This window comes from Natronosporangium hydrolyticum (genome assembly GCF_016925615.1).
Taxonomy (GTDB): Bacteria; Actinomycetota; Actinomycetes; order Mycobacteriales; family Micromonosporaceae; genus Natronosporangium; species Natronosporangium hydrolyticum.
Genome location: NZ_CP070499.1, coordinates 2113709 through 2132203 on the forward strand (window position 1 = coordinate 2113709; position 18495 = coordinate 2132203).

An 18495-nucleotide genomic window follows, 5' to 3' on the forward strand; every position below is an offset into this window, starting at 1 on the left:
CCACAGGTACGGGGGATTAGCTCCCGGAGCTGCGGAGGTACCGCAGGAGCAGGGCATCACCGGCGGTGATCAGCTGGTGCAAGGTCATGTCGCGGACCGGGCTGGCTGCTCCGGCGGTGATCCGGCCGGCGCCCGGCCCGGCCAGCAGCGGTGAGAGCGTCAGGCAGAGTTCGTCCACGAGGTCAGCGGCGGTGAGCGAGCCGAGCAACTGCGGCCCGCCCTCGCTGAGCAGCTGCCGCAGCCCGCGGTCGTGCAACGTCGCCACGCCGGCGGCCAGGTCGACGGTGGTGTCGCCGACCGTGAGCACGTCGGCGACCTCGGCCAGGGCGGCGCGGCGCTGCGGCGGCGCGCCCTCGTGGGTCAGCACCACCGGCCGGCGCGGAGCCTCGGTGAAGAGCGGATGTGTGGGGTCCAGCGCCAACCCGCCGGAGACCACCACCAGCAGCGGATCGTCGGGGAGCCCGTGCCCGCGCCGCCACTGCCGGCGTTCCGCCGACATCCGCATCGGCCCATACCCCTCGACCCGTACGGTACCGGCGCCGACCAGCAGCGCGTCGCACCGCATCCGGAGCAGCCCGAGCAGCCGCTGGTCGGTCGGGCTGGACAGCCCGCGGGAACGGCCCTCGATGGTCACCGCCCCGTCGAGGCTGCTCACCATGTTCGCCCGCAGCATCGGAGCGGCGGGGTCGACCGGGGCGTAGAGGTCGGCCAGCTCGTCCGGTGAGAGCTGCTCACCACCGGTGATGATGCGAGCGCCGCTGGTCGGGTGTGTCGTCATCCGGACAGCACACCATGACCGGGGGTCGGTGCCCCCTCCGACCTGGCCAAACCCGTGATACCAAGCGCCAACCGCGCCGAGTGAGCACGTAGTACTAGCCAGTTACACTGACTTCGCCGGGAGTTACATCGATCTCTGTCATGATTATGATCAGTTTTGGAGGGTCCTCTTGAACGTGGTGAGGCGGAGCGGGTTGGCACTGCTGACGGCGTCGTTGCTGGTGGCGACGAGCGCCGCGTGTGGCGACGACACGGATGACCTGCCCCCAGCACCGGCGTCCCCGGCCCCGCAGGGCACATCGGAGCAGGAGCCGGTGGAGCTGGAGCTGACGGCGGAGGAGCAGGACGCGGTCGATGAGGTGCGGGAACGCTTCGACGAGTTCATGACCGCCTACGTCGACGTCCTGACCGCCGGCGAAGGCGCCGACATCGACACCATCTTCCAGGTCAACCGCTACGCCGCCGATCAGGCTTCGATCGACGTTCACGAGCAGATCGTTGACAACTTTCTGGCCGACCAGGTCGCCGACGGTACGCTGGACTGGGAGTTCCTCGAGGTGGTCGAGGTCGATTTCGACCGGATAGTGGCGGATCGCGAGTCGCCACAGATTCAACTTCGCTACTGCCTCGACGCCACCGATTGGCGAGTGGTGGAGAGAGACGGCGGGGCGACCGTCACCGAGCCCCTCGGGCAGCACACCGCGCTCATCACCGGCAGGTACTCCGAACAACGGAGCGACACCGGGGCACAGGGCTGGCGAATCGCGGGCTGGGACAACGAGGAGACACCGTGCTAGGCAGCGCGCTGCTAAGCGGGTCGATTGCGGTCACCGTGGCGCTGGCACTCGCAACATCTCCGGCGGTGCCGCGGGTGCAGCCCGGCGGCGTCGAGTGCGCGGCCGGCACTAGCGTGGTCATTGATGGCGAGGCGGAGTGCATCCCTTGGGTAACCGGACCGGTGACGCACGGCGAAGCGGCCCAGCTGGGCGAGCCAGGTGGCGGCGGAGGCGGGGGCCGAAGCATGTGCCCCCGACCGATCGGCGGCCAGCAATACCACGGCCCGACCGAGGTGCGGTGCCATAGCAACATTGGTTGGTACAGCCATGACTGGGATTGCTTCCTCGACTCAGCCGATGACCTACCGGCGGCGGGGATGCCCGGGTACGAGCGGCACGGTGACGACGGGCAGGTCTTCAGGGCACTGTGTTGGGCGGTCACCACGAACCCGCACGGGTTGCAGCACTGGCATCCGTCGGCGGGCATCTGGTTGGCGCCGACGCTGGTGGTGTTGGCTGAGCCGCCGGAGGGGTTCGGGGAGGCGGGGCCGGACATTGTGGCGCTGTGGGTGGAGGCGGTCAACGCGCTCGGGATGCTCGGGCCGGAGATCGGCACGGCGCCGCCGGTGACCGGGTCCGCGCTGGTCAACCTGCCGGTGTGGCTCTGGACCGAGACCGGCGGCGCGGTCTGGCCGCAGGACGGTCCGCTCGCCGCCACCGCCAGCGACCCGGTGCTGCCCGACTGGGTGGACGCGTTCGCCGAGCCGGTGGGGATGGAGTGGGACATGGGCGACGGGCGCGACCCGGTGGTGTGCCGCGACCCTGGCCAGGCCTGGGAGCCCGGGCTGGACCTGCGGGTGCCCGGCGAGTGCCACCACGTCTATGTCCGGGCCAGCCGGCATCAGCCCGACGGCCAGTACGAGATCACGGCGGTGACCACATGGCGAGTCTGGTGGGACATCAACGGGGTCTTCGACGGAGAGGTCGAGCTGCCGGTGGGGTCGACCACCGCATACCAGGTCGATGAGGTGCAGGTCCTCACCGGCACCGGGTGACTACGCGAGAGTGCGCACCACCGAGAGCGGGCCTGTTATTTCGGGGCCACATACTCACCGTTGTGGCCCACAACGGTGAGTATGTGGCCACCCGTACGAAGGTCCCCTTACCGGTAGGCCACATCGAGGTCTGGCCAGCCGCGAAGATTCGAGGGAGCAGCGGGAGTTCGGCGAGGTGCAGGTCCTCACCGGCACCGGGTGATCAACGCTGCCGTAGCCTGACAGGTATGGACCAGGAGGAGCGGATCGCGCTGTTTCTCGACTACGAGAATCTGGCGCTGGGTGCGCGGGACCATCTCGGCGGCGCCGCGTTCGACCTGCGGCCGATCGCCGATGCGCTCGCCGAACGAGGCCGTGTGGTGGCCCGCCGGGCGTACGCCGACTGGTCGTACTTCGACCAGGACCGGCGGGCGTTGACCCGGTCGCATGTCGAGCTGATCGACATTCCGCAGAAGATGGGCGCTTCCCGCAAGAACGCCGCCGATATCAAGATGGCGGTGGATGTGCTGGAGATGGCCTTCGAGCGGGGGTATATCTCCACGTTCGTGCTCGGCACCGGCGACAGCGACTTCACCCCGCTGGTGCACAAGCTGCGGGAGCTGAACAAGCGGGTGATCGGGGTGGGGGTGGCGGCCTCCACCTCTGGGTTGTTGCCGCCGGCCTGCGACGAGTTCCTCTACTACGACCGGCTTGAGGGGGTCGGGCCGCCGGAGCCCGCCACCGTCGATGAGGAGCGGCCGGCGACCGACGACGCCCCGGTCAAGCAGCAGATCAGCGGCGACCAGCTGGCGAAACTCGTCGCGCAGACCGTCGCCGGGGTGCAGCGCAGCAGCGGTGAGGTCACCGCCTCGACCTTGAAACGGACCTTGCTCCGCAAAGATCCCACCTTCAGCGAGGCCGATTATGGCTTCCGGGCCTTCGGCGAGTTGCTGCGGCATCTGGCGGAGCGGCGGGTGATCGAGCTGTCGGATGGCCCGGCCAAGGGCGACCCGGAGGTCGGCCTGCCAGAGCACGGCGACCGCGAGGTGGCGTTCGGCCTGCTGGCGACGGTGGTGGCGGAGCTGACCGAGCCGGATCGGCCGGTGGCGCTCTCCGGGCTGAAGGATCAGCTGCGCCGGGTGCGGCCGGAGTTCAGCGAGAAGAAGCTGGGCTACAGCAGCTTCCTCCAGTTCTGTAAGGCCGCCGCGACCAGCGGTGCGGTGGCGTTGCAGTGGCGTTCGGACGCGGGTGACTATCTGGTCACGGCTGCCGAGTCGGCCGAGCCGGTGGGCTGACCCATGCCGTTGGCGATCTTCGATCTGGATAACACCCTGGTCGACCGGGCCGGGTCGTTCACCCGCTGGGCGCGGGCCTGGGTGACCGAGCAGGGGCTGGATCCGGCCGAGGTCGAGTGGTTGACCGAAGCCGACGGGGACGGGTTTGTCCCGCGTGCGGAGTTCATGGCCGCGGTGCGCCACCGGTACGGACTGGCCACCCCGGTTTCGAGGCTGGTCGCCGACTATCAACCGCGCATAGTCGAGTCGTTGGTGCCTGATCCCGGCGTGCCGGCGGCGTTGGCGGGTCTGCGTACCGCGGGGTGGCGGGTGGCGATCGCGACGAACGGCGGGACGTACCAACAACAAGCCAAGATCGAAAAGGCTGGGCTGGCGGATGCCGTCGACGCGATCGCGATCTCGGAGGAGGTCGGCGTGAAGAAGCCGGACCGGCGGATGTTCGAGGTGGCGGCGGCGCGGTGCGGGGCGGAGCTGGTGGACGGCTGGATGGTGGGGGACTGCCCGGCCCGGGATATCGCGGGTGGTCACGCGGTCGGGCTGAAGACGGTGTGGTTGCGGCGGGGCCGGCCCTGGGTGCCTGGGCAGCCGCCGCCGCAGGCGGCGGTGGACGATGTGCCGACCGCGGTCGCCGCGATCGTCAACTGGCCCGGGGCAGCTGCGGGCTAGGGCCCGAGTAACGGCCGAGGACGGGCCGGAGTCGGATACATGTCCGGCCGGCTGCGGTCAGTCTCCCGGGGGTCCGGTGACCGGTGGGGTCGGGGCCGGTGGACGGTGCTGGCAGTCGCACCAGGAACGGCCGCGGCATCGATCATGACGTTGCTCGCGACACGCTGAGCAGATCATGGGGAAACTCTATGTGCGGCCGCCGGTGTTCCGCTAAGAATGGGACCATGCCTCGCCAGATCTACGACCTGCGGATCACGTTGACCGAGGTGACGCCGACCGTGTGGCGCCGAGTGCTGCTGCCCGGCGCCTTCACCCTGGACCGGGTCCACCGGGTGGTGCAGCTGGCCATGGGTTGGCGGGATGCGCACCTGCACTCGTTCGACATCGATGGTAAGCAGTACGGCCCCGGTGAGCTCATCGATGACCTGGACATGTGGGATGAGATCGAGCTCCGGTTGGATCAGCTCGTCGGCAAGGGCGACGGCTTCACCTACACCTACGACTACGGTGACTGGTGGGAGCACGACCTGGTGGTGGAGGACGTGTTCGGCGCCGAGCCGGACCAGCGGTACCCGCTCTGTGTCGAGGGTGCCCGCGCGTGCCCGATCGAGGACGTCGGCGGACCGGAAGGTTACCGGGATTATCTGGAAGCGATGGCCGACCCCGCGCATCCGGAGCATGACCGACTCCTTAACTGGTACGGGCCGGGGCACGATCCGGAGCACTTCGATCCCGGTCCGGTTACGACTTTGTTGCGCCGGCTCGTCTGACCTGCTAACCGCTGCGCTGCGCCATCGACGCTGCTGCTGAAGCTGCTGGTCGGGGCGACCGGAAATACGCGTCGGCCGGCAGGTAACGAAATGGGAACGCTCCCAAGAAGCTATTGACAAGCCGTTAACCTCACGGGAGAGTCCAGTGGGAGCGCTCCCGTGTCAGGTGTGGCGTACGCCACGTTTGCGCGGTCAGCGCCTAGATCCCCCAATAACGACATCAAGACCTGAGAGGGGTCACGATGAGAGTCCTCACGCGCCACGGGCGGACGGCCGTGGCTGTGTTGGCCGTCGGCGGGCTGCTGGGTGCCGCAGCCTGCGGTAACGATGATTCAGACAGCGGTAGCAGCGGCGACAACGGCGACATCACGTTGGTCATCGACGTCTTCGGCGAGCAGGGCTTCGGCTACGACGCGCTCTACGCTCAGTTCGAGGAAGAGCACGGGGTCACGATTCAGGAGCGGGGCCGTGGCCTCGGAGTCGGTGACTACGACGACCGGCTGTTCCAGCAGATCATCGCCGGTGAAGGCGCCGGTGACGTAGTGGCGCTGGAGGACGGCACGATCCCGCTCTACTACGCCCAGCTGGAGCGGTTCGTCAACCTCGCCGACCACGGCCTGGACGCCCGCCAGGCCGACTTCCCGGACTGGAAGTGGGACAAGGGCGTCGTGGACGACTTCGTGCTCGGGCTCGGGACCGACGTCGGGTCGATGGCGCTCTGCTACCGGGGCGACCTCTTCGAGGAGGCGGGTCTGCCCGGCGACCGGGATGAGGTCTCGGCGCTCTACGACAGCTGGGAGGACTTCCTGGAGGTCGGTCGGGACTTCGCCGCCGCGGGCACCGACGCCAGCTTCCTGGACGCCGCCACCAACTTCTTCAACGCGGTGTCGCTCGACATCGCCGGCGGCAGCTCCGGCTACACCTACTTCGACCTCGATGACAACCTGGACGTCGACAACCCGGATCTGCGGACGACCTGGGACCTGACCATCGAGATGATCGAGTCCGACCTCTCGGCGAACCTGAACACCTTCTCCGATGAGTGGAACGCCGGCATCCAGCAGAGCCAGTTCGCCGCGGTGGCGTGCCCGGCTTGGCTGGCGGGCGTGATCCAGGGCGGCGCCGACGGCGCCGTCGAGCCGGGCCTGTGGGACATCGCCGACGCGCCGGGCAGCGGCGGTAACTGGGGCGGTTCCTGGCTGGCGGTGCCGGCCGAGACCGACCACCCGGAGCTCGCGGCCGAGCTGGTGAACTTCCTGAGCTCGCCGGAGGCCCACATCGTGGCCTTCGAGGAGCTCGGCAACCTGCCGTCGACCCTGGAGGGTCTCGCCAGCGAGGAAGTGCAGGAGTCGACCAACGAGTACTTCAGCGACGCCCCGGCCGGCGCCATCTTCGCCGCCGGCGTCGAGGAGTTCCGGGCGGTCCACTTCGGTCCTCAGCACGAGGCCGTGCGTGCTGAGTTCGAGGGCGCGCTGCAGGCCGTCGAGCAGGGCGAGATGACCCCCGACGAGGCGTGGGAGGCGGCGACTTCCAACGCCCAGCTCGCCGCTGGCGGCTAGGCATCAGGGTGGTTGCGGTGGCGCCCGGTTCCCCGGGCGCCACCGCAACCGCGGATTGAACCCCACGTGCCCACCCACCGCGACGCACCCCGCAGGAGAGATCGAAGGCGATGACCAAGCTGGATGTCACGGAGCCGCCGCCGACCGACACCGGTCGGCGGGCTGGCTCAGCGCCGTCAGGCAAGCCCCCCAACGGCGGCTGGCGCCTGACGTTGAACAGGCTCGACCTCAAAGGGTCCCCGTACCTCTACATCGCGCCCTTCTTCATCCTGTTCGGGATCTTCGGTGCGTACCCGATCATTTATACGATCTGGCTCTCGGCCACCAACCGGTCGCCGCTGCGGGCCGAGACCGAATTCGTCGGATTCGACAATTTCATTACGCTGTTGGGCGATGACCGCTTCTGGGGTTCGGTCATCAACACGCTCGGCATCTTCGTCATCGCGACCGTGCCCCAGTTGGTGCTGGCGTTAATGCTGGCGAACTGGCTCAACCGGCAGATGCGGGGGATGGGCTTCTTCCGGATGGCGATCGCGGTGCCGATCGTCACCTCCACCGCGGTGGTGGCGCTCATCTTCGGCATGTTCTTCGCCCGCGACTACGGTCTGGTCAACTACCTGCTGGAGACGATCGGGCTGGACCGGGTGGATTGGCGAGCCAGCCAGGGTCATTCCTGGTTGGCGATCGCCAGCATGGTCGACTGGCGCTGGACGGGCTACAACGCGCTGATCTACCTCGCGGCGATGCAGGCGATCCCCAAAGACCTCTACGAGTCGGCGGAGCTGGACGGCGCCTCCCGTGGGCGGCAGTTCTGGACCATCACGATCCCGCTGCTTCAGCCGACCATCATCTTCACGGTCATCATCTCCACTATCGGTGGGTTGCAGCTCTTCGTTGAGCCGCTGATGTTCACCAGCGGCTCCGGAGCGCTGCGCGGCGGCTCCACCGGTCAGTTCCAGACCATGAATATGTACCTGGTGCAGACGCTGCGAGATTTCCATGAGTGGGGCCGGGCGGGCGCGATCGCGCTGTTGCTCATATTGCTGACCGTGGTCGTCTCGGCGATCAACTACTGGCTGATCCGTCGGATCAGCTCGGATAAGTGAGAGGGGGGCCGATGGCGACTACGACACTGAGCGAGCGGGCCACCGAGGCCGAGCCGGACAGCCCCCGTCGGCGGGGGAGGCAGGGCCCCGGGCCGCGGGTGATGCGGGCCGGCCCGCTCACCGTGATCGGGCTGATCTTCGCCGCGATCCTGTCGTTCTTCCCGCTCTACTGGATGGTGGTGGTGGCCTCCCGGACCAGCGCCGCCGCCTACCAGTGGCCGCCGGCGTTCCTGCCCGGCGGCAACCTGGGCGAGAACATCGAGCGGGTCATCAGCAACCCGGACGCCGCGATCCTCAAGGGGATTCTGAACTCCTTCATCGTCGCCGGCACGATCACCGTCGCGACGGTCTTCTTCGGGGCGCTCGCCGGGTTCGCCTTCGCGAAGCTGCGCTTCAAGGGCCGCAACGCGCTGTTGCTGTCGGTGCTGTTGACAATGATGGTGCCGATTCAGCTCGGCGTGGTGCCGCTCTACATTCTGATGATCCAGTTGGGCTGGCTGAACGACATCCGGGCGGTGATCGCGCCGTTCCTGATCAGCGGCTTCGGCATCTTCCTGATGCGGCAGTACACCATCCAGTCGGTGCCGGACGAGCTGATCGAGGCCGGCCGGGTGGACGGCTGCTCGACCTGGCGGATCTTCTGGCACATCGTCTTCCCGGCGCTGCGGCCCGCCGCCGGGGTGCTGGGCCTGCTCACCTTCATGCAGCACTGGAACGAGTTCTTCTGGCCGTTCATCGTGCTGGCCGATCCCAGTAACCCGACGGTGCAGATCTCACTGCGGTCGCTCAACTCCGCGTACCACCAGGACATGTCGCAGATCTTCGCCGGCATGTTCATCGCGACCGTACCGTTGGTGGTGATCTTCGTCCTGTTCTTCCGCCACATCATCAGCGGGATCATGGAAGGCGCCGTCAAACAGTGAGCGACCTACGGTCACCGGGCCGCAGCCGAGCGGTAGCGCTCCCGTCACGAGGTAAGGACCGGCTGGTCTGGTTCTGCCGGTGCGCTTCAGTAGCGCGGACGGGTGGGGTGTCGGCGCGGTCCGGTGACCGTGGGGCAGGCCATTTGACACCGTCAGGCACCCTGACGGTGGGTAACGGATGGGCTGTTCGGAGGGTCGGGTGCAACGGAGTGGCTGCGGATCAATGACACCGGTGGACCCGTTACGCTTCCCAGTTAGGGCTGGTGGGCGACGGGAGCAGGAGATGACGACGCAGCGGGCGCGGTCAGCGGGGCGCCCCACCCTCGACGAGGTCGCGGCGCTGGCCGGGGTCGGCCGGGGCACAGTGTCGCGTGTGGTCAATGGTTCGCCACAGGTTAGCCCGGCCGCTCGAGCGGCGGTCGAACGAGCGATCGTGAAGCTCGGTTACGTGCCGAACCGCGCCGCGCGGGCGCTGGTGACCCGCCGGACCGACTCGGTGGCGTTGGTGGTCTCCGAGTCGGAGGAGCGGGTCTTCGGTGAGCCGTTCTTCGCCGGGATCGTGCGGGGCATCAGCTCCGGCCTGCAGGACACCCCGTTGCAGCTCTGGCTGGCGATGGCCCAGTCACCCGCCGAACGGGAGCGGGTCGAGCACCACCTGACCAGTCAGCACGTCGACGGGGTGTTGCTGCTTTCGTTGCACGACGACGACCCGCTGCCGCATCTGCTGGAGCAGCGGGAGCTGCCGGCGGTGCTGGGCGGCCGGCCCGCCCGGATGATGCCGGAGCAGTTCGCGCCCGACTCCGGCGAGCCGACCCGTAACGGCGGTTGGTTCGTCGATGTCGACAACGCCGGCGGTGCCCGGCAGGCGGTGGCCCATCTGGTGGCGGCGGGCCGGCGCCGGATTGCCACCGTGGCCGGTTCGCAGGACATGGGCGTGGGGGTGGCCCGACTCGCCGGTTACCGGGAGGCGACCGCCGCCGCCGGCCTGCCCGCCGACGAGGCGCTGATCGCGTACGGGGATTTCAGCGAACCCAGCGGCGCGGCGGCGATGCGGCAACTGTTGGCGCGGCGCCCCGATCTGGACGCGGTCTTCGTCGCCTCCGACCTGATGGCCGCCGGCGCGTTGCGGGTGCTCCGGGAGACCGGGCGGCGGGTGCCGGAAGATGTCGCGGTGGTCGGTTTCGAAGATTCGGCGGTGGCCCGGCAGACGGATCCGCCGCTCACCACCGTGCACCAGCCGGTGGAGGAGATGGGCCGCGAGATGGCCCGGCTGCTCGTCTCGCGGATCCGTCGCGAGCAACCCCCTCGCCCGTACTCGCTGCTCGAAACCCACCTGGTGGTACGCAAGTCGGCGTGATCGGCCGGGTGGGTCGGCGGCGGTTCGCGCCGCTGCGTAATCTTCGTCGCCGGGTTATGTCACCGAAATCAACGAGAAACGCTCCTCGGCCAGCATAGTCAGCACGGGCCGCCACGGCCGACGCTGCTGGTGAGGGGAGACCGGGGATGCTGCTACGGGTACGGGTGACGCTGCCAGACCGACCAGGGGCGCTGGGGCAGGTCGCTCGCACGCTGGGGGTCTCCGGGGCCGACATCGTGCAGGTGGTGGTCCTGGAACGGTTGGGCGGTCGGGCGGTGGACGACTTCACCGTGGTCTGGCCGCAGGCCGCGCGGGTGGAGCGGTTGCTGGCGGGCCTGGGCGCGGTGCCCGGCGTGCGGGTCGACGGGCTGTGGAGTGTGTCGGGAGCGCCGATGGCGGGCGGGCACGACGCGCAACTCCTGGCCCAGCTCGCCAGCAACCCCACCGACGGGGTGGCGACGCTGGTCGACGCGGTGCCCGGGCTGTTGGCCGCCGACTGGGCGGCGGCGGTGGCGGTGCCGCCGGACTGGGCAGACCGGTACCGGACCGCCGGCTCGGTGGTGCTGCGGGCGAGTTGGCAGGCGGCGGAGCCGTTGCCGATCCCGGAGGTGTCGCCGTTGCGGTCGCGGGCGCTCGCCGGCCCGGGCGGGGTCCGGTATGCGGTGGCGCCCTTTGAGCGGGCCGGCATGGTGCTGGTCGCGGCCCGAGCCTACGGTGACCACCTGCCACCGGCCTCGTTCCACCGCAGCGAGGTGGATCGGCTGGCGCAGCTGGTGCGGGCCGCCGCGGTGGTGCTCGGTGATCACCTCGATGCGGTGCAGCTCGAAGCGGCGGGGCTCGATCCGGTGCCGGCAGCGCCGCCGGCGCTTTCGCGTTGACCGGACGGCCGAGCTGGCCGTCGAGACACCACGCCGAGGAGGAGATGGCCGTGGCGTTGTGGCAGGTACGGGCGACAGTCGATGATCGCCCCGGGTTTCTGGCGGTGCTGGCGGCGAGCTTGGCGCTGCGTTCGATCAACATTCTGTCGGTCGGGGTGCACGTCACCGAGGCCGGTGCGATTGACGACTTCCTGGTCGATGCGCCGGAAGAGGTCACCGAGGCGCAACTGTTGGCGGCGATCGAGCGGGGCCGGGGGCGGGACGCTTGGGTGGCTCCCGCGCACGCCCACCGGCTGGTCGACGCACCGACCCGGGCGTTGGACCTGGCCACGCTGGTGGTGCGCCGGCCGAGCGCGGTCGCCGAGGCGTTGGCGGAGCTGCTCGACGCGTCGGTGACCTGGCAGCCGGCGACCGGCCCACTGGCCAGCGAGGGTGACGGCGCACCCGAGTATGGGCTGGCCGGGACGGTGATGCGGGTGCCGGCGCCGGGTGGGGGCGGCTGGTCGGCGACGCGCGACGCGCCCGACTTCACGCCGGCCGAGTACGCCCGGGCCCAGGCGTTGCTGGCGTTGACGGCGGCGTGCGCCGACCCGGGGCCGGCGGCGCTGGTGTTGCCCGACGGTCGGGAGTTGACGGTCCGCCGGGCAGGCGCGGGCGATGTCGACGCGGTGCGCCGGATGCATGATCGGTGTAGCCCGACCACCCGTCACCTTCGGTATCTCACCGGTGCCCGGGGCCCGACCGAGGCGCAGGTCGCCCGGTTTCTGACCCCGGCGCAGGGCTGGACGTTGCTGGTCGAGACCAGCTCCGGGGGAGAGGAGCCAGCTGGTGCCGGACCGGCCGGGCGGGGTGCTCCGCCGGGGCAGGTGGTGGCGATGGCGAACGTTTTCGAGGAGGGCGCGCAGGCCGAGTTGGCGCTGCTGGTGGAGGACGGGTGGCAGCGGTGCGGCATCGGGACCGCGCTGCTGCGGCGGTCGGTCCGGCTGGCCCGCGCGGCCGGGCTGGACGCGTTGCTGGTCCATAGCCACACCCACAACCTGGCGATGCAGCGTACGCTGCGGCGGCTGCCCGGGCCGCGGCGGCGCGAGACCGACGGTGACCTGGTGACGGTGACCTTGCCGCTGCTGGTCAGCGAAGCTGCGCCGCAAGCTCCTCGACCGCGGTGACGAGCCGGTCGCCGCTGAACATCGCCGGGTCGTTGTGGTCGGCCGCCGGGATCTCGACCACCGTGGTGGGCCCCGCCGCCTGGTCGGCGACGCTGCGACTCTGCTCCGGCGGCACGATCGTGTCCTGCGTCCCGTAGATCACCGTGACCGGGACGTCGACGTCGGCGATCTGCTCGGCGACCGGGAACCGGTCCCAGAGCATGGTGCGCACCGGCAGGAAGGGGTAGTGGGCGGCGCCGGCTTCGGCCAGGTCGATGAAGGGTGAGCGCAGCACCAGCCCTGCTGGCGGGTGTTCGGTGGCGAGCCCGGTCACCACACCGGCGCCCAAGCTCTCTCCAAAGTAGATCATCTGCCGGGGTTCGACCCGGGCCTCGGTCACCAGGTACTCGCGGGCGGCCCGGGCGTCGGCGCGCAGGCCGGTCTCGGTCGGCCGGCCCGGGTTGCCGCCGTACCCGCGGTACTCCAGGAGCAGGACGTCGAAGCCGGCCCGGGTCAGGGCCTGCGCCAGCGGCACCCGAGACTCCCGGTTGCCGGCGTTGCCGGGGGCGACGAGGATCGTGTGCTCGGCCTCGGCTCGCTCCGCGGGGACGAACCAGGCTTCGATTTCCAGGTCGTCGTCGGTGTGGAGCGTGACCTCGCGGCCAGCCGGGAAGTACTGCTCGACCGGCGCCACCGCCGAAGCGTCCGGCAGGTAGACCAGGCGCCGCTGCGCCAGCACCGCCAGCGTCACCAACAGCGCGCAGAGCAACACCAGCACCAGCAGCACCACCAGCGCGGGTCGGATCACCGCCGTCACTCTGTTCATCGCCTCCTCCGGATCGCGCCAGGTTTGCCACACCAGGAGGGTGGCTACTGACAGGGAACTGTACGGCCCGATAACGTGAAAGAATGGCCGACGAGTACGTACTTGACCACGAGGGTCAGCAGCTGCCCCTGCCGATGCGGGAGGCCGTGGAAGGCCCCTCCGGGCTGGACATCAGCGAGCTGCTCCCGCAGACCGGACGCGTGACCCTCGACCCGGGCTTCGGTAACACCGCCGCCTGCACGTCTGAGATCACCTATATCGATGGCGACGCCGGGGTGCTGCTGTACCGGGGATACCCGATCGAGGAGCTCGCGGAGGGGTCCTCGTTCCTGGAGGTCTCCTATCTGCTCATCTACGGTGAGCTGCCCAGCCGAGAACAGCTGGACCAGTTCACCGACCGGATCGGCCGACACAGCATGCTGCACGAAGACCTGCGGCGGTTCTTCGACGGCTTCCCCCGCGACGCTCATCCGATGGCGGTCCTCTCCTCGGCGGTCAGTGCGCTCTCCACCTTCTACCAGGACAGTCTCGACCCGTTCGATCCGGAGCACGTGGAGGCGTCGACCATCCGGCTCATGGCCAAGGTGCCGACGATCGCCTCGTACGCGTACAAGAAGTCGATCGGCCAGCCCCTGCTCTACCCGGACAACTCCCTGGAGTATGTCTCGAACTTCCTCCGCATGACCTTCGGGGTGCCGGCTGAGACCTACCAATCCGACCCGGTGCTGAGTCGGGCGCTGGATGTGCTCTTCGTGCTGCACGCCGACCACGAGCAGAACTGCTCCACCTCGACGGTGCGGCTGGTCGGTTCCAGCCAGGCGAACCTGTTCACCTCGGTGTCGGCGGGTATCGATGCGCTCTCCGGCCCGCTGCACGGCGGTGCCAACCAGGCGGTGCTGGAGATGCTGGAGCAGATCCGCCAGGAGGGTGGGGACGTCGCCAGCTTCGTCCGGCGGGTGAAGGACCGGGAAGCCGGTGCCCGGCTGATGGGCTTCGGGCACCGGGTCTACAAAAATTACGACCCCCGGGCCAAGATCGTCAAACAGGCGGCGCAGGATGTGCTGGCCCGGCTCTCCCAGTCGGATCAGCTGCTCGACCTGGCGATGGAGCTGGAGGAGGTCGCGCTGAAGGACGACTTTTTCGTCTCCCGCAAGCTCTACCCGAACGTCGACTTCTACACCGGGCTGATCTATCGGGCGATGGGCTTCCCCGCGAAGATGTTCACGGCGCTGTTCGCGATCGGGCGGCTGCCTGGCTGGATCGCCCAGTGGCGCGAGATGATCGACGATCCGGCTACCCGGATCGGCCGGCCCCGTCAGGTCTACGTGGGCCCGCAGCGCCGGCCGTACCAACCCTTGGAGAAGCGAGGCTGACCCGCTTCTTCCCATCGATCGAGGTCGCCGACGCGGTCGCCGCGTTCGGCGGCCTCGATCTGGACCGGTCAGGCGCCGGTGAGTTCGCCGTGGGCCACGCAGCTGGCGCGCCAACCGCCCGGTAGCACCTGCACCTTCATCCGGCGCCGGCAGGCGGTGCAGAACCGGGGCGGCTCCAGCGTGAGCGCCGCGGCGCACCCCGGATGCGGGGCACCGGACTCCGGCTCCCCGCACCGGCCGCACCAGCGAGCCGCCGCCGTGGCCTCCGCCCTGGTAACCTCGTTCACGATTGCGTACGATACCCGGCCGTCGCGTGCGTGAGGGCGGCGACCAGCCGACCGTCGCCGATCGCGGAGGTCACCAACGCCCGTTCCCGCCCGGCCAAGTGGTCGAGGTCGACCGTCGCCAACCAGCCGACGACCAGCGCCAACCGGTGGCGTAGCGCGAGCCGGAAGTCGTGCCACAGCTGCGCCATGGGGTAGCCGGTGGCGCCCTGGTTGGCGACCGCGGCGGCGTAGCTCGCCAGCACCGCCGACCGGGCAGCGCCGTCGGTGTCGCGGTGCAGCGTGCTCCCCAGCACGCTCGCCAGGTCGACCACGGCCGGGCCGGTACGGGGACCCTGCCAGTCGAGCAGCACCGCCGCCCGGTCGCCCGGTGAGCCGGTGAAGATGACGTTGTCCAGGTGCAGGTCCGCGTGGATCACGGTCTTCGGTGCCTGGTTGAGTTCGGTGAGCACGTGGGCGTACTCGTCGGCGAGTCGGCGGACCTCCTCGACTATCGGAGCCGGCAACGCGGCACCGTAACGGGTGAGAAAGGGCGTCACCCGCTCGGCGTACCGCTGTTGATGCTGGCCGGGATCGGTGATGAACGGGGGGAGCCAGTCGGGGGTGGGGCGTGCCCAGTGCCGGCCGTGGACCCGCGCGATCGCGGTGAGCACGGCGGTGGCCTGCCCCGGGTCGGCGCCGGCGAGGTTGTCGCCCGGCAGGCCGCGATCGAGGTCGGCTAGGACCAGCACCAGTCGCCGCTGATCCGGATCGGCGCTGGCGAAGTAGCACCAGGGAGCTGTGTCGCCGGCGATCGCCAACTGCCGGTAGCTGTGGACCTCAGTGCTGGACCGGTCGAAGTGTGCCTGCTCCGACACCCGGGACCGGTACGCGGAGGCGCTGGCGCGGGTGGCCATCGGCAGCTTCACCACCACCGAGGCTGGTGGGGCCCCGCCATCGGCCAGGTCGCGGTAGTGGAGCCGGACCCGGACTACCACGCCGGTGAATCCGTGATCGGCGCCGATGACCTGGCGATCGACGCGGCTGACCCGGCCGTGCGGAAGGTCCCCGCTGTCTTGGAGGACCGCCGTGAGCCAGCCGGCGGTGACATCGGCCGGCGCGGCCGGGATGGGGATCGCCATCGCGGTCAGGTTACGTCGGGCGGTCGGCGTAGGCCGGCGGGTCGAGCCCGCCGATCAGCGCGCAAACGAAGTATCGCCAGTCGTCGCAGGTCATCGAGAGCTGCGGGCCGTCCGGGCACTTTGAGTCGCGGACCAGGATGTGGCGCCGGTCGGCGGCACGGGCCACCTCCACACAGTCGAGGTGGCTGCTGCGTGAACTCTTGCGCCAGGTCTGTACCGGCCAGCCGGTGTCGCTCATGCCAGTCCTCCCATCAGCAGCGAGGTCGGTCGCGGACACGGCGTCGCTGCCGTATGGGTGAGGGCCATGGAGTGTCGGTGTGGCGTGCCTCACGTCCACATTATAAAGGCAGCGGCCAAACGAGTTTGAATTCACGCCAGGGCTGTTGATCCGCGAACAAGGCAGCTGGTTGCATCGAAGTACGGGAATGTCCCTTAATCGCCGGATCCGGGGAGCGCCCGGTCGTGCGAGAATCGTTCGTATGCTGCCATCCCCGCAGGCCCTGCTACTCGACTTCGGCGGTGTGATCGCCGATGGCCCGACCCACCCCGAGTGGCGGACGCGCCTGGCCGAGGATGTGAACGAGGTGTTGGCCGAGGCCGGAGTGACGCCGCTGCCGCCGGCGGAGATCCTCGCGGCGGTCGACGGCGAGGAGGCGGCGGATCACTTCTGGCAGGAACCGGCGCCGGAGCAGCCAGACCACGCCACCATGTGGGGCGAGATCGTCGCCGCCGGATGGTCGGCGGCTGCCCGTACCGCGCTGGCCGACTCCGGTGAGCTGCTCTCCCGTCGGTTCATCGAGCACAAGCATGCCCTGACCTGGCAGCTGCGCCCCGGGATGGCCGAGCTGCTGGCCAACGCGGATCAGCACGGGTTGCCGGTGGCGATCGTCAGCAACACGCTCTGCGCCGGGCCACACCGGGAGTTCCTGACCCGGCTGGGGCTCGATGACCGGTTCACCGGGCAGTTCTACAGCGACGAGCATGGTGTCCGGAAGCCGAATCCGGAGCTGGTGGCGAAGGCGGTGGCGGCGGTGTCGGTCCCGCCCGAAGGGTGCTGGTTCGTGGGGGACACGCTCACCCGGGACATCCTGGTCGCCCGCCGGGCCAACCTCGGGGCGGCGGTGCTGATGCGCTCGCAGCGCAGCGAGCCGGCGGCGCCCCCGGACGGGGTGGCGCCCGACGCGGTGGTCGCCGATCCGGTCGAGCTCAGCCACCTCCTCGACCAGCATGGTTGGGCTGGCGAGCCGGAGACTGCATAGCGGGCCGACTCTGCCTGCCACCCGCCGGCAGCTCACGACGCTTCGGTTGGTGGTTGCGGGTGGATCGGGGCTCGTGTCCTGGCCTACGAGACCTGCTAGCACAAACGGGGCAGTGCCCGGCCAGCGCCAGCCAGCTTCCCGCGGTGACCCCTTGGGCAACCGCGCCTGGCCAGCACCGGCGGACCCGAAGCGTTGGCGCTTCTGACCTGGTCACCTACCGCGGCATCGCCGCAGCCCTCGGGTGGATCGAGGCGGGTGCCCGGGCGGCGGCGCGGTCCCGCCACCCGGCCGGCGCCGCTGCGTTTGTGCTAGCAGGTCTCGTAGGCCCCGAACCGGGGTCCACACCCAAGTACGCCGATCGCCTGCGTACCGTCGGTAGTATCTCGCATGCTGGCAGCTATGGAGAGGGCTGGCTGATGGCGGCGTGGTTCGCTGAGCGGATCATCGATACCGGCCGGCTGCCGCTGTTCTGCTTTTTCGCCGGCATGGTGGTCGGGTTCGTCTTCATCCGGACCTCCACCCGGCTGATCCGGGCGCAGGTCCGCTGGTGGCCGGGGAATGTTGAGCCGGGCGGGCTGCATATCCACCACGTGGTCTTCGGCGTCGCATTCATGATCTTCTTCGGGGTGGTGAGCCTCGCGGTCCCGGACGACCTGGCGGGGTGGCGGGCGGTGGCCGCCGCCGGGTTCGGCGTCGGCACCGCCCTGGTTCTCGACGAGTTTGCGCTGATCCTGCACCTGCAGGATGTCTACTGGAGCGAGGAGGGCCGGGCCTCGGTCAACGCGCTCTTCGTGGTGACGGCGGTCACCGGCCTGTTGCTGGTCGGGTTCCAGCCGTTTGTGGTCGAAGATCTCAACCTGGTGCTCCACGATGCACCGGCCGCCCGATTCTGGGCCGCGGCGCCGCTGCTGGGCCTGCTGGCGCTCGCGGTGGTCACCGTGCTGAAGGGCAAGACCTGGACCGGTCTGGTGGGGCTGTTCGTGCCCATCCTGCTGATCGTGGGCGCGGCCCGGCTGGCGCGGCCCAGGTCGCCGTGGGCGCGCTGGCGGTACCGAGATGGGCGGCGGCGGGGCACGCAGAAGCTCACTCGCGCGCAGCGGCGGGAGGCGCGCTGGCGGGAACCGGTCAACCGGGCCTGGGACCGGGTGCAGAACGTCATCGCCGGGGCGCCAAACCAGCCCGACCCGCCGCCCCCGACCCCACCGAACGGGCCGGAGCCGCCGACTCGCTCCGGCCGGTCGTGACGAGCGGCCGCGGCCGGCCGCGCTGGTGGCCGGCGGCGACCGGGTACCGTGGCGGCCGGCCGGTGGTTATTCGCCTCGTCGAGCCCGACGGCGGCCGATAGG

The 18495-nt window shown here is 69.7% G+C and carries 19 protein-coding genes; 14 read left to right on the top strand and 5 right to left on the bottom strand.

Going from position 1 to position 18495, the window contains the following annotated elements:
* Window positions 1-16 precede the first annotated feature (16 nt).
* Window positions 17-778: a pyrimidine reductase family protein gene (locus tag JQS43_RS09435; RefSeq protein ID WP_239678681.1), complete on the bottom strand. Its 762-nt coding sequence runs from the start codon at window positions 776-778 to the stop codon at window positions 17-19.
* 193 nt (window positions 779-971) lie between these two features.
* Here JQS43_RS09435 and JQS43_RS09440 point away from each other — a divergent pair, with 193 nt between their 5' ends.
* The 11 genes from JQS43_RS09440 to JQS43_RS09490 all read left to right on the top strand — a co-directional run bounded on the left by JQS43_RS09440 (window position 972) and on the right by JQS43_RS09490 (window position 12307).
* Window positions 972-1574 carry a hypothetical protein gene (locus tag JQS43_RS09440; RefSeq protein WP_239678682.1) on the top strand — a complete coding sequence of 201 codons (603 nt, stop codon included), beginning with the start codon at window positions 972-974 and terminating at the stop codon, window positions 1572-1574.
* On the top strand, window positions 1568-2608 hold the full coding sequence (locus JQS43_RS09445; protein WP_239678683.1) for a hypothetical protein: 1041 nt from the start codon (window positions 1568-1570) through the stop codon (window positions 2606-2608). Before JQS43_RS09440 ends, JQS43_RS09445 begins: the two co-directional genes overlap by 7 nt.
* A gap of 227 nt (window positions 2609-2835) precedes the next feature.
* Window positions 2836-3882, top strand: a complete 1047-nt coding sequence (locus tag JQS43_RS09450) for an NYN domain-containing protein (RefSeq protein WP_239678684.1) — start codon at window positions 2836-2838, stop codon at window positions 3880-3882.
* Window positions 3883-3885: 3 nt separating this feature from the next.
* Complete coding sequence (locus tag JQS43_RS09455; protein ID WP_239678685.1) at window positions 3886-4548, top strand: HAD family hydrolase; 663 nt, start codon at window positions 3886-3888, stop codon at window positions 4546-4548.
* Window positions 4549-4772: 224 nt separating this feature from the next.
* Window positions 4773-5318, top strand: coding sequence for a plasmid pRiA4b ORF-3 family protein (locus JQS43_RS09460; RefSeq protein WP_239678686.1), 546 nt, complete (start codon window positions 4773-4775; stop codon window positions 5316-5318).
* 275 nt (window positions 5319-5593) lie between these two features.
* Window positions 5594-6877 carry an ABC transporter substrate-binding protein gene (locus JQS43_RS09465; protein ID WP_239678687.1) on the top strand — a complete coding sequence of 428 codons (1284 nt, stop codon included), beginning with the start codon at window positions 5594-5596 and terminating at the stop codon, window positions 6875-6877.
* Between the two features lie 110 nt (window positions 6878-6987).
* Window positions 6988-7983, top strand: coding sequence for a carbohydrate ABC transporter permease (locus JQS43_RS09470; protein WP_239678688.1), 996 nt, complete (start codon window positions 6988-6990; stop codon window positions 7981-7983).
* Window positions 7984-8084: 101 nt separating this feature from the next.
* Window positions 8085-8906, top strand: a complete 822-nt coding sequence (locus tag JQS43_RS09475) for a carbohydrate ABC transporter permease (protein ID WP_239679376.1) — start codon at window positions 8085-8087, stop codon at window positions 8904-8906.
* Window positions 8907-9189: 283 nt separating this feature from the next.
* Window positions 9190-10263: a LacI family DNA-binding transcriptional regulator gene (locus JQS43_RS09480; RefSeq protein WP_239678689.1), complete on the top strand. Its 1074-nt coding sequence runs from the start codon at window positions 9190-9192 to the stop codon at window positions 10261-10263.
* Between the two features lie 146 nt (window positions 10264-10409).
* Window positions 10410-11141, top strand: coding sequence for an ACT domain-containing protein (locus JQS43_RS09485; protein WP_239678690.1), 732 nt, complete (start codon window positions 10410-10412; stop codon window positions 11139-11141).
* A gap of 44 nt (window positions 11142-11185) precedes the next feature.
* A complete protein-coding gene (locus tag JQS43_RS09490; RefSeq protein ID WP_420847671.1) occupies window positions 11186-12307 on the top strand; it encodes a GNAT family N-acetyltransferase in 1122 nt (373 codons plus the stop codon).
* On the opposite strand, the gene JQS43_RS09495 is transcribed toward JQS43_RS09490, so the two are convergent.
* Window positions 12270-13112, bottom strand: a complete 843-nt coding sequence (locus JQS43_RS09495; RefSeq protein WP_239678692.1) for an alpha/beta hydrolase — start codon at window positions 13110-13112, stop codon at window positions 12270-12272. The two genes, JQS43_RS09490 and JQS43_RS09495, sit on opposite strands and share 38 nt — an antisense overlap.
* An 83-nt stretch (window positions 13113-13195) precedes the next feature.
* Here JQS43_RS09495 and JQS43_RS09500 point away from each other — a divergent pair, with 83 nt between their 5' ends.
* Window positions 13196-14485, top strand: coding sequence for a citrate synthase (locus JQS43_RS09500; RefSeq protein ID WP_239678693.1), 1290 nt, complete (start codon window positions 13196-13198; stop codon window positions 14483-14485).
* A gap of 68 nt (window positions 14486-14553) precedes the next feature.
* Here JQS43_RS09500 and bsaP read toward each other — a convergent pair whose 3' ends face one another.
* Genes bsaP through JQS43_RS09515 form a run of 3 tightly spaced genes read right to left on the bottom strand, consistent with a single transcriptional unit; the run spans window position 14554 to window position 16128 of the window.
* The gene (bsaP, locus tag JQS43_RS09505; protein WP_239678694.1) at window positions 14554-14772 is read right to left on the bottom strand and encodes a biotin synthase auxiliary protein BsaP; all 219 of its coding nucleotides are present in this window, start codon (window positions 14770-14772) and stop codon (window positions 14554-14556) included.
* On the bottom strand, window positions 14769-15890 hold the full coding sequence (locus JQS43_RS09510) for a phosphotransferase (RefSeq protein ID WP_239678695.1): 1122 nt from the start codon (window positions 15888-15890) through the stop codon (window positions 14769-14771). Before JQS43_RS09510 ends, bsaP begins: the two co-directional genes overlap by 4 nt.
* 10 nt (window positions 15891-15900) lie before the next feature.
* Entirely contained in the window at window positions 15901-16128 is a 228-nt protein-coding gene (locus JQS43_RS09515; RefSeq protein WP_239678696.1) for a DUF397 domain-containing protein, read from the bottom strand.
* Window positions 16129-16369: 241 nt separating this feature from the next.
* Here JQS43_RS09515 and JQS43_RS09520 point away from each other — a divergent pair, with 241 nt between their 5' ends.
* Window positions 16370-17149 (top strand): HAD family hydrolase, encoded by a 780-nt coding sequence (locus tag JQS43_RS09520; RefSeq protein ID WP_239678697.1) that lies wholly within the window; start codon window positions 16370-16372, stop codon window positions 17147-17149.
* Between the two features lie 416 nt (window positions 17150-17565).
* Window positions 17566-18393 (top strand): hypothetical protein, encoded by an 828-nt coding sequence (locus JQS43_RS09525; RefSeq protein WP_239678698.1) that lies wholly within the window; start codon window positions 17566-17568, stop codon window positions 18391-18393.
* Window positions 18394-18495 lie beyond the last annotated feature (102 nt).

Bases quoted from the DNA above. Each gene is read 5' to 3' on its own strand.
- JQS43_RS09435 (WP_239678681.1), bottom strand. From the start codon at position 778: ATGACGACACACCCGACCAGCGGCGCTCGCATCATCACCGGTGGTGAG.
- JQS43_RS09450 (WP_239678684.1), top strand. From the start codon at position 2,836: ATGGACCAGGAGGAGCGGATCGCGCTGTTTCTCGACTACGAGAATCTG.
- JQS43_RS09455 (WP_239678685.1), top strand. From the start codon at position 3,886: ATGCCGTTGGCGATCTTCGATCTGGATAACACCCTGGTCGACCGGGCC.
- JQS43_RS09460 (WP_239678686.1), top strand. From the start codon at position 4,773: ATGCCTCGCCAGATCTACGACCTGCGGATCACGTTGACCGAGGTGACG.
- JQS43_RS09470 (WP_239678688.1), top strand. From the start codon at position 6,988: ATGACCAAGCTGGATGTCACGGAGCCGCCGCCGACCGACACCGGTCGG.
- JQS43_RS09475 (WP_239679376.1), top strand. From the start codon at position 8,085: ATGCGGGCCGGCCCGCTCACCGTGATCGGGCTGATCTTCGCCGCGATC.
- JQS43_RS09480 (WP_239678689.1), top strand. From the start codon at position 9,190: ATGACGACGCAGCGGGCGCGGTCAGCGGGGCGCCCCACCCTCGACGAG.
- JQS43_RS09485 (WP_239678690.1), top strand. From the start codon at position 10,410: ATGCTGCTACGGGTACGGGTGACGCTGCCAGACCGACCAGGGGCGCTG.
- JQS43_RS09490 (WP_420847671.1), top strand. From the start codon at position 11,186: ATGGCCGTGGCGTTGTGGCAGGTACGGGCGACAGTCGATGATCGCCCC.
- JQS43_RS09495 (WP_239678692.1), bottom strand. From the start codon at position 13,112: ATGAACAGAGTGACGGCGGTGATCCGACCCGCGCTGGTGGTGCTGCTG.
- JQS43_RS09500 (WP_239678693.1), top strand. From the start codon at position 13,196: ATGGCCGACGAGTACGTACTTGACCACGAGGGTCAGCAGCTGCCCCTG.
- JQS43_RS09510 (WP_239678695.1), bottom strand. From the start codon at position 15,890: ATGGCGATCCCCATCCCGGCCGCGCCGGCCGATGTCACCGCCGGCTGG.
- JQS43_RS09515 (WP_239678696.1), bottom strand. From the start codon at position 16,128: ATGAGCGACACCGGCTGGCCGGTACAGACCTGGCGCAAGAGTTCACGC.
- JQS43_RS09520 (WP_239678697.1), top strand. From the start codon at position 16,370: ATGCTGCCATCCCCGCAGGCCCTGCTACTCGACTTCGGCGGTGTGATC.
- JQS43_RS09525 (WP_239678698.1), top strand. From the start codon at position 17,566: ATGGCGGCGTGGTTCGCTGAGCGGATCATCGATACCGGCCGGCTGCCG.